The organism is Lutaonella thermophila, assembly GCF_055387725.1.
Genome location: NZ_AP043783.1, coordinates 2,082,811 through 2,096,470, shown reverse-complemented (window position 1 = coordinate 2,096,470; position 13,660 = coordinate 2,082,811). Strand labels below are relative to the sequence as shown.

Here is a 13,660-nt window from a genome sequence, read left to right as displayed (position 1 = left end):
AATCAGAAAATGATAACAACAGTTGGTAAAGTTTTAAAAAAAGAACGTAGGCTTTCACAAAACAAAATAGATATAGTAGTACAAGACGGCTTTGGTAACACCTTTAGCTTTGAGGTAAGGCCCAGATACTTCTCTAAAACTGTGGTAATAGATACCGGGCAATTAGTAAAGGTGTCTTATAAAACAGAGCTTGGCGAGAAGTTTTGTAATGAAACCAAAGAAACCAGAAGAATTAACAATCTAATACTTAAAGATATTGTGATTTTGTGATGGAGTTCTACATAGTGCCTTCACTTCATCAGCCAAATGCTTGGTTTGTAATCCGGGAAAATGGTGTAGAAGTGAAGGTTGTTATCAAGCAAGATATAATCATATCAGACACAGATTTACAACCAGAAGAAGAAAAACAATTTAGAAACCACTTTCTAAAGAAAATACAAATTGATTAATAGTAATTATGGCACTAACAGACCAACCTTATCTACCACTTTATGTGGATGATTGGATGAATAATAACAAGCTAAAACTATGCACTCCTGCAGCGCACGGAATCATGATTGCAATAATGTGCATTATGCATAAAGAAGACCAATACGGAAAGATTTTGCTAAAGCAAAAGTTTAAGCAAAACACTAACCAAATCAAAAATTTTGCTTTACAAATAGCTAAACTAAGTGCTTTTGATTTTGCTGAAATAGAACAACCATTACATGAGCTAATAAATGAGAAGATATTAGTTATAGATGGAGACTATTTAGTATGCAAGCGTATGGTAAAGGATGCCGAGATTTCACTTAAACGTGCTAAATCAGGGCGTTCTGGTGGTAAAGCTGCACAATCTTCAAAAAAAAGTAAAGAAACTTTAAACGAAAACTTTGCTAATAATTTTGCTAAAGCAAAAAACAAAGCAAATACTGTAAATGGAATTGTAATTGAAAATGTAAATGAAAATGATAATAAAGAAAAGGGGGGTAAGGGGGAAAAACAATTAAAATATCCGTTTACATCAAAAGCATTTTTAGCACAATGGGATTTATGGAAGGTGTTTAGAAAAAAGCAACACAAGTTTACTTTTCTAAATACTGAATCTGAGCAAAGAAAACTTACGGAGCTAAAAAATCTTTCCGGAGACAATGAGAAGCTGGCCATTAAAATAATTCAGCAAAGTATAGACAATGGCTGGAAAGGCTTCTTTCCTTTAAGAGAAAATACAGTTGAACAATCAGAAACCTTTGTATCTAACCGATGAAACAAGCAGAAAAAATAGGGGTAATAACCCAAAGAGAATACAATTGGCTAAAGTCATTTAAACAATTAGAGCCTCACGAGCAAAAAAAAGTAGAAGAGTTTGAGAAGGCAATGCAAAAAAACTCATACAAAACTACTAAGACGGTAAAACGAGAAGAACCAAAGAAAAAAGTACTTATCACAAAAGAGCTGTTATGGAAAAACTTCAAGGTTTTTTACAAACAATTAACCGGAAACAATTTTGAGCAAACTACAGATGCTATAAAAAACATAGAGCCGGTAATAAAATATTTTGCCAGAGATGAGAGCTTTTTTGATTGTCAGAATTTGATAAAAAGCTACAATCAACCATCATTTAAAAAAGGACTCCTAATTATAGGAAAGTTTGGCAATGGTAAAACAACAATTATGCGAGCCTTAGGCGAAATGTATAAGTATTATAATATGCCTATAAAGTACAGAATGGTGAACGCTCACGAACTCGTTACAGAATGGGAAGGATTAGAAACGCCTGGAGATAAATCGTTGTTTTTTGAAAAATATACATGCAAAGCATTATACATAGATGATGTTAAAAAAGAAAGGCAAGCATCTAATTTTGGTAAAACCGAAGTTATTAGAGACATACTCGAAAAACGTTACGATAAAAAATTGCTTACGCACATTACTTGCAACTTTAGGGAAACAGACCACCAAGGCGATGTAGACGATGCGCTAAGAGAGTTTAGCCGTTACGGCAATCACATTTACGACAGGCTGTTTGAAATGTTTAACATTATTGTTTTCACCGGCAAAAGTTTTAGAAAATGAGCAAGAAAAAATCAACCGATCTACTGCCGGATAATGAAATAGTTGAAGTAGTAATGCGAAAAGAAATGCCCTACAGAGCCTACAAAGGCATGATTTTACAAGCCAAACAAAAAGGGTGGAGCATACTGGCATACCAGAAAGGGTTTTGTTTTAAAAACAAAAATTGTTGACTATACTTTTTTAAATTTTTATGTTTGTCTCAAATACCATTTTTAATGTCATTAATAAGTCTTAAAGGTTACCACGGAACTAGTGTAGGGTCAGCTGAACTTATAATAAATTCAAATTATGAAAAATCAATTGGTGATGATGAATGGTTAGGAGATGGTGTATATTTTTTTGTTGAGGGATTAAGCTCGAATCCTAATGAACAGGCAAAAAAATGGGCTATTGCAAAATCTTGGGATAAAAAAGAAAGAAAATATACATATAAAGAATATTGTGTTTTAAAATCAAAAATAGAAGTTCTTGAAGAAAATTTTTTAGATTTGACGAAAGAAGAAGGGGTTGAAGTTCTTAACTATTTATATAATCTTTTTGAAAAGAAAATTAGCACTCTAAATAAAAGGTTACAATATTTAGACGGGATGTTAATTAACTTAGCAAGAGGCGAAAGTATTTTAACTATAGATGTTGTTAAAGGAAATTTTTACATTAAATTTGCAGAAGAAAGAATTAAGCGGATTAATTTGAGAACAGCTAATTGTACAATATGTACAGTTTTTGATCCAAATAAGAACTTAAAAGAAACTATGGTTGTTAAAATAGGATATATAAAATGAAGTTGAGTAAAGAATTAAAAGATAGGATAGATAAATATTTTGAAAATATTGATGCCCAAGAATTGTTTGATATTGCAGTGAAAAAATACGGTTTTAAAATCGATAATGACATTGATTTAAATAACCAATCATTTGATGTTCTTGGACAGAAATTTTATTGTTCTATATTTGACGATAGTTTAGACGTTGATTTATACACATCAATGCCATTTGCAGCTTAAAATATGAGAATTAAATTAGATAATTGGAATATAGAAGAATTAAGTTTTTCAATAGTTGATGAAGAACGACAAAAAAATTCTTTTGATTTAAATCTTGGTCATTTTTTCCCTGAAGAAGCTCCCGATAGTTTTGGTGTTGGCTTTATTATTAACATTAAGGATAGTAGCTTTGATTTAAATTTAAAAGCCACTTTTATGTTTAGTGTTGATGGTCAAATTACAGAAGAATTTAAATTGTCAGATTTTCCAAAAGTTAATGCTCCTGCAATTGCATTTCCATATTTAAGAGCTTTTATTTCAAACTTAACTCTACAGTCTGGATTCAAGCCTGTTATACTACCTTCAATAAACTTTGTTAATTTGGCTAAAGAGCAAGAAACAGACGGTTAATTTTTTTACTTAAAATACAGCTATTTTAAATAATTCTAATTTTTCTTATTAGTAAAATCAAAGGTTAAATATTCAGAATTTGATTAAGTTTTATTTTGACTTAAGCATTTCAGTAAAAATTATATCAAATTCTAAAATTTCTGAGGATTTTATTACCAAGCCTATATTCATAGGAATTTCAGTTTTAACTTCTGATGCGTAATAACTTTATTATTATTTATTTTTCCACTATTATGCTTAACGGTCTCGGTTATGAATAGTAGGGAATTTCGAAGAATTTAATAACCCTCTACAGTAAGAGCTATCTTTGACTTGAAAGTTGGAAAAATACAAGTCTATCTTTAGTTGTGTTCACATTATCGGGTAATTTTTTTTATTCTAATAATATGTTTCCATCGATATTATATCCACTTGCTTTTAATTCTTTTGCAATTGAAAGTTTCCAATTTCCACTTGAATCATAAGGTACATATAGAACTCCATGATAGTCAGATGGTATTTCAAAATTTTCAACTTGTTCATGTAATACTACGACATTCTGTCTCCCAATTTTACCAAGGAAAAAACCTAATTCAAGTATTACATTTTGTCGGGCTCTTAATTTCCCATTATTTACGCTTTCAGATTTTTTAAAACCAACATCATCGGCTGATAGAAGCACAACTGCAAAACCAACATTAGCATAGTCAGTAAATTTTTCAATAATTGTTCTACCCTGATTTGGTTGCTCATGTAGAATTATTGGTATCAGCCCAATTTTTTCTAAAAATCTGGCAGTTGCTTGTTTCATCTCTTCATTATGTCCATGAACCAAAAAAATACTTGCTGATTTTTTGTTTGTTTGTTTTATGTTTTTAATATCAGAAATTTCCTCGTTCATTGTAATGCTAACATCTTCCAACATTACACTTATAAGATTAATTAATTCTTTTTTTCCACTTTGAAAACTTGAATTATAAATACTTTCATCCATTCCACTGAATGATATAGAGGGTGAAAATCTGATAGAGTTAATTTTTTTAACATATTCTGTATTCATACCAAATACTTTCTTAGCAATCATTTCGGAACGCTTTATAGTTTTATCAATATTACTGTCATTATATTCAAGATTTTCAGCTTCTTGAAGTAAACTTTCAATTAGTTCTAATGATTTTTTATTCATGTATTTCTTTTAAATGGTATACAACTTCTAACTATGCGTATAAATCATAAAAAATATTTCTAAGTATCTATTTAAAAACAATACTTATGAGCTATATTTCAACTTAACCTATTCCATATCATAAATACAAAAATTCCACCCAGAACTAACAGTCATTATTGGGTTTTTACTTAGTTTTCCTTGCCCTCTATCTCCCCAAATAAAAACTTGAAATCCGAGTCTGTTTTGACGCCTGTAACCAATAGTGGTAATGGTATAATCAGGACCATTTTCACCAAACAACTCTGGCGTTAGCTGTAAAATATAGTTATCATCTGGCACTAATCCCTCTGGTAAAGAAACCACATATCCGGAACTCGTTTCACTACCAAATATATCATCCATTGTTTCTTTAAATTCAACTTTTACTCCTTTAGTTCCTTTAATTAAAGTACCATCTTTAGCTACTTTACCAATTGCTAATAGTTTCATTTTTTTAAAATTTTGTTTGTTATAATGCACCAGGCTTTCTGGTAACTATTTAAAAATAAAAGAATTAGGTGTGGTTTAAAAATAAAATGTAAATAAGTAATAATCAGATATATGTTAATAAGTAAATTAGATTTTTTAACAACTCATTATTCTAACCACCTGAAATCAAAAATATTAGAGTTTTTATCTACGTAAACACAAATCTTTAAAGTGTCTTTAATTTCAGGATCAGGGCCATCATCTACTATAAAATAGTCAATTTCATAGTACACATCACTCTCTCTTACCTTTTGTATTTCCTTTTTTAAAGAATCAATTTTCTCATAAGAATAGCCTGATGTATACCTATTATCCTCAACAAGTTCATTATAATAATCTTCAATAGTAGGGTATAATCGTTTATACAATTTCTTTTTTTCTTTTGTACCATGCTTCATTACTCTATCATATCTTTCCTTTAAACGAGTCATCCAAGTTTTTTTGTAATCTATCAAAGAGTCTAACCGCTCACTCGATTCTTCATACATTGTGAAATAATGTTTTAATTCTTTTTCCAATAACAAATACAGCTTTTCTTCTTTTATAGATTGTAGTTGAATATTAGGTTCAGAAAGAATTATTAATTGATTAGCTAATAGTTTTCTAACATCAAAATCTATTTTGTTATAATTTAGATTGTGGTTTTCAGTACATGAAAAAATCAAAACAGGAATTAAAAAAAATATTTTTTTCATAAAATAAATTAAGAACTCAACATTAAATAGTTTACAAATAAACGTTTTACAAACAGTATTAAATTTATAAGAAAAATACCATTACTTTAATATTCTAATTGTAAACTTATCAACATTTGCTTAAGCAAAATTCAAAGCAAACTGTAAGCAAAAACCTAAACAATTATTTTTAACATTTCTCACGTTTTATAAAAGACGAATTTTTTTAATTTCGCACTGCGAACATTTTTACAGAGACATATACATATTCTTATCAGAAAAAGATAAGGGGCTGTATAATGGCATCCCACTCCGAAAGGTTTGGGGCATAGTCTCTGTATTATGTTCGCAACGCCTAAAATGCAGCCCTGCTGTATTTCTGGTACAAACTAAACGAGCCTTTTACTAAACCCAAAACAAAGCCTATTTATGGTTACGATTGATGAAAATGGTGCGCTGCAGATTACAACTAATATAGATACGCACCACGGAGAGCAATTTGTAAACAGGCAAAAAGCGCTTATTAGATTGCTCAAAAACCAGAATGAAGATGTTACCATGAATGAAGACGTGGCAACAGTATTAGACATGCTCGAAGAACTTACCCCCACACCGGAGCAAGCAAACTTAATGTTCAAAAAGCCGGACTACTAACCGGCTTTTGTTCAATATTTTGTACTATTCACATAATTACTTATATTTGATTTTAGGTTGTATCGCCTTAAAAGACACTCTTCAAAGCAGTTCAGCTTACGAACACTCTTCTTCGATGCGCACTTAATTGAAGAACCACACTAAAATTTACCTTCAAGCTTTCGGTTATACAGAAACCGATTTCATTCCATCTGAGCTTTCCGGACGTAAAGCTACAGACATTCATCATATTGATGCCAGAGGAATGGGCGGTAATCCTTCTGCAGATAAAGACAGAATAGAAAATCTCATTGCACTTACCAGAGAAGAACACAATTTCTACGGAGACAAAAAGCAGTACAAAGCAAAACTATTTAAAGCACACATGAAATTTCTTCAAAAAAAAGGCGTGCCGTTTAGCAAAACGTATATCAAAACCAAAATAGAAGCTTATGAAAACAGTCAAAAAGTACACCTATAAACTGTTTAAAATATTGGCAATTGTTACAGTTGTAGCATCGGTAATAATCGCCATTTATGATTTTTTAATCAATCCGGTGCAATTTGTTTACAGCATACTAAGTAGTGTAGGCAAAGTAATACTGTTAGTTACAGGTCTTGTATTTGTTGCATGGTTAGGAAATTGGAAAGATAAAATAAGTGATAGTGAGTAAAACAACTCAAAATACAAAGCTTACTGCAAAACAAGAAAAGTTTTGCCAAGAATACGTTAAAACCGGAAGTAAATCAGAGGCGTACAGGCTTGCTTATAACGCCAAGAAAATGAAGCCCGAAACCATTAACGTAAAAGCAGTTCAGTTGTTTAAAACGGATAAGATTAGGATAAGGGTACAAGAACTACAAAACGAAATTGCAGAACGCAATAAAGTAACCATAGATGAGTGCGTATCGTACCTGGCTAATTTAATGCGATTTGATATAGCAGAGTTTTACGATGAAAACGGAAGTTTAAAGCCAATACACCAAATACCAAAACAAGCAAGAGCGGCCATAGCAGAGATTTCTGTTTTTGAAGAATTTGAAGGAAAGGGAGAGCAAAGAGAATTAATTGGCTACACCAAAAAAATAAAAACAGCAGATCGTAGGGCGGCTATTGTAGAGCTAATGAAACACTTAGGCGGTTATGAAAAACACAATCGCCAAAAGCAAGCAACTATAGATTACTCAAAACTATCACCAAAAGTACTAATGGAAATCTGGAATGCAAGAAGCACAGATTAACATAAACCCATTACAAGCAGCAATAGCGCTGTTTAAAATTAGGTTCTTTGACTTTATAACTATTGTAAATGGCAAAAAGCACAAAAAACAAGAAGAAGCTTTATTGTTACTTACAGATGCAGAAACCGAAGAAATTGTATATGGCGGTGCTGCAGGAGGCGCTAAATCTTGGACCGGTTGTGTTTGGCTCATGTTTATGTGCTTAGCCTATCCGGAAACTAAATGGTTTATAGGGAGAGAGGAGCTTAAACGAATTACAGAATCTACGCTAAACACCTTCTTCAAGGTAGCAAAAGCATACGGTGTGAAATCGTTTAAGTACAACGGCCAGAAAAACTTTATCATTTTCGAGAATGGCAGCCGAATAGATTTGTTGGAGCTAAAGTACTTACCCAGAGATCCCTACTACGAGCGGTTTGGTTCTACAGAATACACAGGCGGTTGGATAGAAGAAGGCGGAGAAATAAACTTTGGCGCCTACGATGTTTTAAAAACACGTGTAGGAAGGCATTACAATGACAGGTACGGTATTCTGGCAAAACTATTCATAACGGCAAACCCAAAAAAAAACTGGCTATACACAGAGTTTTATAAGCCGTTTATTTCCGGTAAGCTTACAGGAGTAAAAAAGTTTCTTCAAGCCTTTGTGCAAGACAATCCGTTTATAGAAAGCGGTTACATAGAACGCCTTAAACGAGTAAAAGACAAAGCCAAACGAGAACGCCTTTTAAAAGGTAATTGGGATTATGACGATAACCCTTATGCGCTTTGTGAGTACGATAACATTGTGGCGGTGTTTGAAAACAACCATGTACAAGAAAGTAGCCAAAAGTATATAACGGCAGATATAGCTCGTTTCGGTTCAGACAAAGCACGTATTGGTGTATGGTACGGTATGGTGCTTAAAGAGGTAATAAGTTTTGATGTAAGCAAAACAACAGACATTCAAGCAGCTATAGAAGCTCTTAGAACAAAGCATCAAATACCTAAACACAATTGCATAGCAGACGAAGACGGTGTTGGTGGTGGCGTTGTAGATAATTGCGGTATTAAAGGGTTTTTAAACAATGCAACCCCATTTAAAGAGGTAATAACAGATAAGCATAAAGACACACCGCAATATGAAAACCTACAAACACAATGCCTATTCAAGCTTGCCGATGCAATTAATGAGCACAATATATACATAGCTGCAGATGTAGCACCAACAGACAAAGAAATGATAATAGAGGAGCTTGCTAAAATAGAACGAGACCCTGCAAAAACTAAAAAATTGGCGGTAGTTAAAAAAGCCAAAATAAAAGAAGATATAGGGCGCTCGCCAGACTGGAGAGATATGTTGCTAATGCGCATGTACTTTAACTATGTAAAACCAAGAAAAGCATGGGGAAGCAGCCGTACAGTATAGAAACCATTTTTAGTAACAGACCAACAGTTGCAGATTATGCTACGCTTAACCACGAGGTTAAAGAATTTGTAGACAGCATAATTAAACACAATTTAAAGCCAAACAAAATAATCCGGGTAAAAGGAAAGAGTATGCAGCCGGTACAGGACGATTTTTGGTTGCTATCATGGGAACAATTAATTCAAGTAAAACAAGCTGTAAATGATGTTAATATGCCAGAGGTATTCAAGCTTGTTTACGGTGTGGCAGAAAAAACATTTTTAAAGCTCGATTTGTTTAACTGCTTTGCCTCGTACAAATGGATTACAGAACAACTAAAAGAAATTGAAAAAGCAGAAGAACAAGAATTACACTCAGAGCTTACTGCAGACGAAAAGAATGCAGGAGTAGAAGAGTTAGTAAGGTTTGATTATACCGTGGCTTTAGACGCACTGGCAAATGGAGACATACTTAAGTACGATGCCATTTTACAAAAACCATACGCCGTAATTTTTAGAAAACTGTGCTTAGAAAAAGTTAAAACAGAAATACAAAAAAGACATATAGAGAATGTTAGTAGAAAAGCTAAAACAAGAGTGTAATCAAATAGGCTGGAAATTCAATTACGGCCAATCGCATTGGCAAAATTTGCAAGACATAGCAGATGATGCTCATTTACCATTCGAGCAACGCCAAAAACACCTGCTTTTACTCTGGAAAGATAGAGACTTCATAATAAATGAATACGGAGCAATAACCGGATACACTTATGCAGGAGAGGCGGTGCTTTGTGTGAGGTCTAAACTATCAGATAAAGATTATAATCAAAAATATGAAGACCATATAAAAAGTTTAGAAGCCGAGGTAAACAAACTCTTTGAGCAGTTTACAAGTTGCGAAGATTGGGAAATTAAAAGGTGGAAAGAAATTGAAGTAGAAAACCAATACGATACCAACTTAGACGGACTTAAAATAAGTTTCACAATACAAGTAACGCTTTAGCATGAGCACAGATAAAATTTACCAAAAGTATTTAGAAAGATTACGCCAAAAACTCATTGCAAAATACAACGAGCTTGGCTTACGTGCTACTGGTAAATACGAAAAAGAGTTAGAGCCACAAGTAAAGCAAAACACATTAATAATGTGGGGCGCAAAACATGCTTACTATATGGAGCATGGTAGAGGTCCAGGCAAGTTTCCGCCAAGAAAAGCAATAGAAGATTGGATTGATAAGAAGCAAGGTTTGCCTTTAGAATTTAAAGAAAAAAAACGCCAATTCGCTTACATCATTAGCCGTAAGATTGCCAACGAGGGCATTACGGTACCAAATGAGTATAACAAAGGAGAAGTAGTATCAGAAGTAGTAAACGATTTCTTGGCAGACGACATTTACCAAATGATAGAAGAACTCGGCATTTTATGGGCTAAACGAATACAATCAGATGTAACAACAATTTTAAAAGCAGCATAATGGCAGTAGTATTTTACAAAGAACCTCAAGGCACAGTATTAAACGCATACAATAATAGTATTGTAGAATTTGGTACAGATTCTGGCATTGCAGCACGAGCAATAATTAAGGTTGGTAGTTACACTTTCGAGGTTACACCTAATCAAAACAAATTTCACTTTAACTTAAAGAGTGTAATTACAATGCTTATTAACCAAGATGTGTTTTCAGATAGCGTTGAGGTTGCTTTACCAACTACATATTTATTTCCGGACAGCACATTGTTTTTAGAGCAAGAAGTAGAGTTCACTGTAATTAAAACAAATGGCAATGCAGAAACTACTACTAAAAATTACAGTTATCTAAAATCTGTTAAGCAAATAATAGATGCAAATTATCAAGAAAACAATTTAGTTAGATTTTTAATTCCGGCAACCAACAGCACTTCGCACGTAACATATTTTGAGGGCTACCCGTTTGATATTGCTATTTACTCAAACGCATCAAGAACAGTAACCTTAACCAATAAAAGAACCGGTACCGGTTTAAACCTTAGTTTAAGCAAAGGAGTAAACAGGCTATTTCTTTCTAACGGAGAAAACGACAATCAAGGCTTTGAAGGTAACATGCCACTTTACTTAGGTGTAAATGAGCTCGAGCTAACGGTAGATGCTTCAAACAAAATAACCTGTTTTGTAAACAAAGTACAGGTGGGTTGTGGCGTGTATTTAAAGTGGTTTAACCAAAAAGGAGCATGGTCCTACTGGAAATTTAGCAAAATCTACAGCCAGAAACTAAAAACAAAAACACGCTCAGAAATCAATAATGATTATGAGAATATAGACAGCGCAATAACAAGAACAATAGTGCCGGCAATTACGGCTAACAGAACATTAATACTTGCTACCGGAAAAGTAAACGAACACGAGAGATACATGCTATCGCAACTATTCACATCGCCTAAAGTGTATTTGTATAATCAAGACCCTTTACAACCTTTTCAACTTTTAAACTTCAAAGAAGTTACGGTTAAAGATGTGAATTTAGAAACGCTTAATACCAAAAACAAGAATACAGAATTTGTAGTTCAAATAGAGTTACCGGAAGACTATACACAATTCTATGCAGGTTGAAATTTACATAAATGAACAAAAGCTCGATACAGATACGAGCACTAAAATTGCCGAGACAAAGCAAATAAACGATTTTTTTGAGCTTAGAGACAGGCAAACATCGTATACCAATTCGTTCAGGCTTCCTATAACAGAAAAAAACAAAAAAATATTAGGAGGCATGAGCATTATAGGCAATACCTCTATTGCTCCCTACAGAATACACAAAGTGTCTGTTTACAGAAACGGCATACAAACTATTGCTAACGGTATTGGCTACTTTAAAACTACCAACAATCATTTTAATATGTTCGTTTATAGTGAGAACATAGATTTGTTTGATAAAATGGGCGATAAAAGTTTAGCCGATTTAAACCTGTCAAACCTTAATCATGATTTAAACATAGAAAGTTGGTTAAACTCATTCACCAGAAAAGACTACACCTATGCTGTTGCAGATTATGGCAAAACAGACCAAGAAATAGAAGTAAACTATCAAGTTCCGGCACTTTATGTTGCTTTTTTGTGGAGCAAAATTTTCGCAGAAAACGGTTTTAAATGGCGGTATTACGGTAGAGGCAACCAAAACGACTACAATCCATTTCTAACAGACGAATGGAAAAGTATAGCCATAACAATAGATGAGGGTTTTCCAACACCAAAACAAAGTGTAAATCCTGAAAAAAAATTAGAGCTTTCTAAAATAAAAACCAGTCAGTTTAAAGGCGCTACCATTAACTACTTTGGTAATCAAGTAGTAGTGCAAGATTTAACAGGCCATATAAACGAGTACGTTCGTTTTATTACAGATTTTGATGCAGACGGCATACACGTATTTTCAAACTCAACCCAGTATAATAGGTCCAGAATTAGAGTAAAAGAAAGCGGATTCTACAAAATCAACATTAACGGCATATTTTATAATCATAACACAGAGAACGCTTCAATATTTATAGAGAAAGACGGCTACAATCTATTCACAGTAAAAGAAGATATTAGCCAGGGGCAAAGCAACTTTGGTTTCTCAAACAAATTGTATTTAAGAGAAGGTGAAGAACTGTTTGTAAAAGTAAGCACCTTACCAAAAAACAACGAGTCGTATTACAGTTACGATATTAAGTTAGAACTTTGGTTAGACAACACCGTTACAAGTGTAAATTTCAGCTCATATCTTTCTAAAATTAAGCAAAAAGATTTCTTTAAAGATGTACTGCAATATTTTGGATTAGTATTTAGACGAAAAGAAGACACCTACGAGTTTAGAAGTATAGAAGAACTTTTAGACCCGCTTGCCGTTTATGCTAATTATGATGCCCACCAAGAAAATACCGTTCTGGTAGATTGGTCTAAAAAATTTAATCGCATAGTAAGTGTAGACACGAAAGTAGGCAACTACGCAAAAAACAACCTATTTAGGTATAAGTACGACAATCCGGAAGACACCTTTGCAAATTCTGTTTTAAAGATAGACGACCAAACCCTGCCAACCGAGACCACATTAATAGAAAGACCATACAGAGCACCAGACCGTTCTACCGTTTCTATTGCAGGGCAATTACTTAGAAAGTGTTCGTTTTACCAAAAAGAATTTGACGATGATGGTACTTTAAAAAGCGTTAAAGCAAAAAAAGCAGAACCATACTTTTTTAAAGTAAAACATCTACAAACAAGCATCAAATACAAGTTGGCAGGTGCTACCAGCAGTAACACCTATACCGGTATAGTGCCTTTTATGGTGTTTGATGATTTAGATTTTAACAACGTACTGCCTAACCGCTATGCAGCATTTGCCAACATGGTGAACTATGGTAAAAAATACACCGTAGAGCTTTACCTTACAGAAACAGACATTCACACGTTAGACTTCTTCAAGCTTATTTACCTAAAACAGTTGGGCGGTCTTTTTTATCTAAACAAAGTGTCAAATTTTTCAGGTAGCGGTAAAACTAAAGTAGAACTTATACAAGTAAGAGCAATAGAAAAGCTCGGACAGTTTAGTGATGATTTCAATAACGATTTTAATACATAAAAAC

The 13,660-nt window shown here is 33.2% G+C and carries 21 protein-coding genes; 18 read left to right on the top strand and 3 right to left on the bottom strand.

Going from position 1 to position 13,660, the window contains the following annotated elements; all coding sequences use genetic code 11:
- Positions 1–9: 9 nt before the first annotated feature.
- From ACZ5CF_RS09920 to ACZ5CF_RS09885, 8 genes are read left to right on the top strand one after another with little or no spacing between them, the layout of a single operon-like run.
- A complete protein-coding gene (locus ACZ5CF_RS09920; protein ID WP_464579194.1) occupies positions 10–270 on the top strand; it encodes a hypothetical protein in 261 nt (86 codons plus the stop codon).
- Positions 267–449, top strand: coding sequence for a hypothetical protein (locus ACZ5CF_RS09915; RefSeq protein WP_464579193.1), 183 nt, complete (start codon positions 267–269; stop codon positions 447–449). Before ACZ5CF_RS09920 ends, ACZ5CF_RS09915 begins: the two co-directional genes overlap by 4 nt.
- 8 nt (positions 450–457) lie before the next feature.
- The gene (locus tag ACZ5CF_RS09910) at positions 458–1,249 is read left to right on the top strand and encodes a hypothetical protein (protein ID WP_464579192.1); all 792 of its coding nucleotides are present in this window, start codon (positions 458–460) and stop codon (positions 1,247–1,249) included.
- The gene (locus ACZ5CF_RS09905) at positions 1,246–2,058 is read left to right on the top strand and encodes a hypothetical protein (protein ID WP_464579191.1); all 813 of its coding nucleotides are present in this window, start codon (positions 1,246–1,248) and stop codon (positions 2,056–2,058) included. The genes ACZ5CF_RS09910 and ACZ5CF_RS09905 overlap by 4 nt, the downstream gene beginning before the upstream one ends.
- Positions 2,055–2,228 carry a hypothetical protein gene (locus tag ACZ5CF_RS09900; RefSeq protein ID WP_464579190.1) on the top strand — a complete coding sequence of 58 codons (174 nt, stop codon included), beginning with the start codon at positions 2,055–2,057 and terminating at the stop codon, positions 2,226–2,228. The genes ACZ5CF_RS09905 and ACZ5CF_RS09900 overlap by 4 nt, the downstream gene beginning before the upstream one ends.
- Positions 2,229–2,252: 24 nt before the next feature.
- A complete protein-coding gene (locus ACZ5CF_RS09895; RefSeq protein WP_464579189.1) occupies positions 2,253–2,840 on the top strand; it encodes a hypothetical protein in 588 nt (195 codons plus the stop codon).
- The gene (locus ACZ5CF_RS09890; RefSeq protein ID WP_464579188.1) at positions 2,837–3,061 is read left to right on the top strand and encodes a hypothetical protein; all 225 of its coding nucleotides are present in this window, start codon (positions 2,837–2,839) and stop codon (positions 3,059–3,061) included. The genes ACZ5CF_RS09895 and ACZ5CF_RS09890 overlap by 4 nt, the downstream gene beginning before the upstream one ends.
- A gap of 3 nt (positions 3,062–3,064) precedes the next feature.
- Complete coding sequence (locus ACZ5CF_RS09885) at positions 3,065–3,451, top strand: protein-export chaperone SecB (protein ID WP_464579186.1); 387 nt, start codon at positions 3,065–3,067, stop codon at positions 3,449–3,451.
- 373 nt (positions 3,452–3,824) lie between these two features.
- On the opposite strand, the gene ACZ5CF_RS09880 is transcribed toward ACZ5CF_RS09885, so the two are convergent.
- From ACZ5CF_RS09880 to ACZ5CF_RS09870, 3 genes are all read right to left on the bottom strand, one after another.
- Positions 3,825–4,616, bottom strand: a complete 792-nt coding sequence (locus ACZ5CF_RS09880) for a TIR domain-containing protein (RefSeq protein ID WP_464579185.1) — start codon at positions 4,614–4,616, stop codon at positions 3,825–3,827.
- 108 nt (positions 4,617–4,724) lie between these two features.
- Positions 4,725–5,087 carry a hypothetical protein gene (locus ACZ5CF_RS09875; protein ID WP_464579184.1) on the bottom strand — a complete coding sequence of 121 codons (363 nt, stop codon included), beginning with the start codon at positions 5,085–5,087 and terminating at the stop codon, positions 4,725–4,727.
- 146 nt (positions 5,088–5,233) lie between these two features.
- A complete protein-coding gene (locus ACZ5CF_RS09870) occupies positions 5,234–5,791 on the bottom strand; it encodes a hypothetical protein (RefSeq protein ID WP_464579183.1) in 558 nt (185 codons plus the stop codon).
- Positions 5,792–6,229: 438 nt separating this feature from the next.
- Here ACZ5CF_RS09870 and ACZ5CF_RS09865 point away from each other — a divergent pair, with 438 nt between their 5' ends.
- The 10 genes from ACZ5CF_RS09865 (at position 6,230) to ACZ5CF_RS09820 (ending at position 13,656) form a co-directional block, all read left to right on the top strand.
- Positions 6,230–6,454 (top strand): hypothetical protein, encoded by a 225-nt coding sequence (locus ACZ5CF_RS09865; RefSeq protein ID WP_464579181.1) that lies wholly within the window; start codon positions 6,230–6,232, stop codon positions 6,452–6,454.
- 127 nt (positions 6,455–6,581) lie between these two features.
- Complete coding sequence (locus ACZ5CF_RS09860) at positions 6,582–6,914, top strand: HNH endonuclease signature motif containing protein (RefSeq protein ID WP_464579179.1); 333 nt, start codon at positions 6,582–6,584, stop codon at positions 6,912–6,914.
- Positions 6,886–7,107 (top strand): hypothetical protein, encoded by a 222-nt coding sequence (locus ACZ5CF_RS09855; RefSeq protein ID WP_464579178.1) that lies wholly within the window; start codon positions 6,886–6,888, stop codon positions 7,105–7,107. Before ACZ5CF_RS09860 ends, ACZ5CF_RS09855 begins: the two co-directional genes overlap by 29 nt.
- Positions 7,100–7,675 (top strand): terminase small subunit, encoded by a 576-nt coding sequence (locus ACZ5CF_RS09850; RefSeq protein WP_464579177.1) that lies wholly within the window; start codon positions 7,100–7,102, stop codon positions 7,673–7,675. Before ACZ5CF_RS09855 ends, ACZ5CF_RS09850 begins: the two co-directional genes overlap by 8 nt.
- On the top strand, positions 7,656–9,083 hold the full coding sequence (locus ACZ5CF_RS09845; protein ID WP_464579175.1) for a terminase large subunit domain-containing protein: 1,428 nt from the start codon (positions 7,656–7,658) through the stop codon (positions 9,081–9,083). The genes ACZ5CF_RS09850 and ACZ5CF_RS09845 overlap by 20 nt, the downstream gene beginning before the upstream one ends.
- Complete coding sequence (locus tag ACZ5CF_RS09840) at positions 9,059–9,664, top strand: hypothetical protein (protein WP_464579174.1); 606 nt, start codon at positions 9,059–9,061, stop codon at positions 9,662–9,664. The genes ACZ5CF_RS09845 and ACZ5CF_RS09840 overlap by 25 nt, the downstream gene beginning before the upstream one ends.
- A complete protein-coding gene (locus tag ACZ5CF_RS09835; RefSeq protein WP_464579173.1) occupies positions 9,633–10,064 on the top strand; it encodes a hypothetical protein in 432 nt (143 codons plus the stop codon). The genes ACZ5CF_RS09840 and ACZ5CF_RS09835 overlap by 32 nt, the downstream gene beginning before the upstream one ends.
- Position 10,065: 1 nt before the next feature.
- Positions 10,066–10,536, top strand: a complete 471-nt coding sequence (locus tag ACZ5CF_RS09830; RefSeq protein ID WP_464579172.1) for a hypothetical protein — start codon at positions 10,066–10,068, stop codon at positions 10,534–10,536.
- Positions 10,536–11,648: a hypothetical protein gene (locus ACZ5CF_RS09825; protein WP_464579171.1), complete on the top strand. Its 1,113-nt coding sequence runs from the start codon at positions 10,536–10,538 to the stop codon at positions 11,646–11,648. Before ACZ5CF_RS09830 ends, ACZ5CF_RS09825 begins: the two co-directional genes overlap by 1 nt.
- Positions 11,638–13,656: a hypothetical protein gene (locus ACZ5CF_RS09820; protein ID WP_464579170.1), complete on the top strand. Its 2,019-nt coding sequence runs from the start codon at positions 11,638–11,640 to the stop codon at positions 13,654–13,656. Before ACZ5CF_RS09825 ends, ACZ5CF_RS09820 begins: the two co-directional genes overlap by 11 nt.
- Positions 13,657–13,660: the final 4 nt, after the last annotated feature.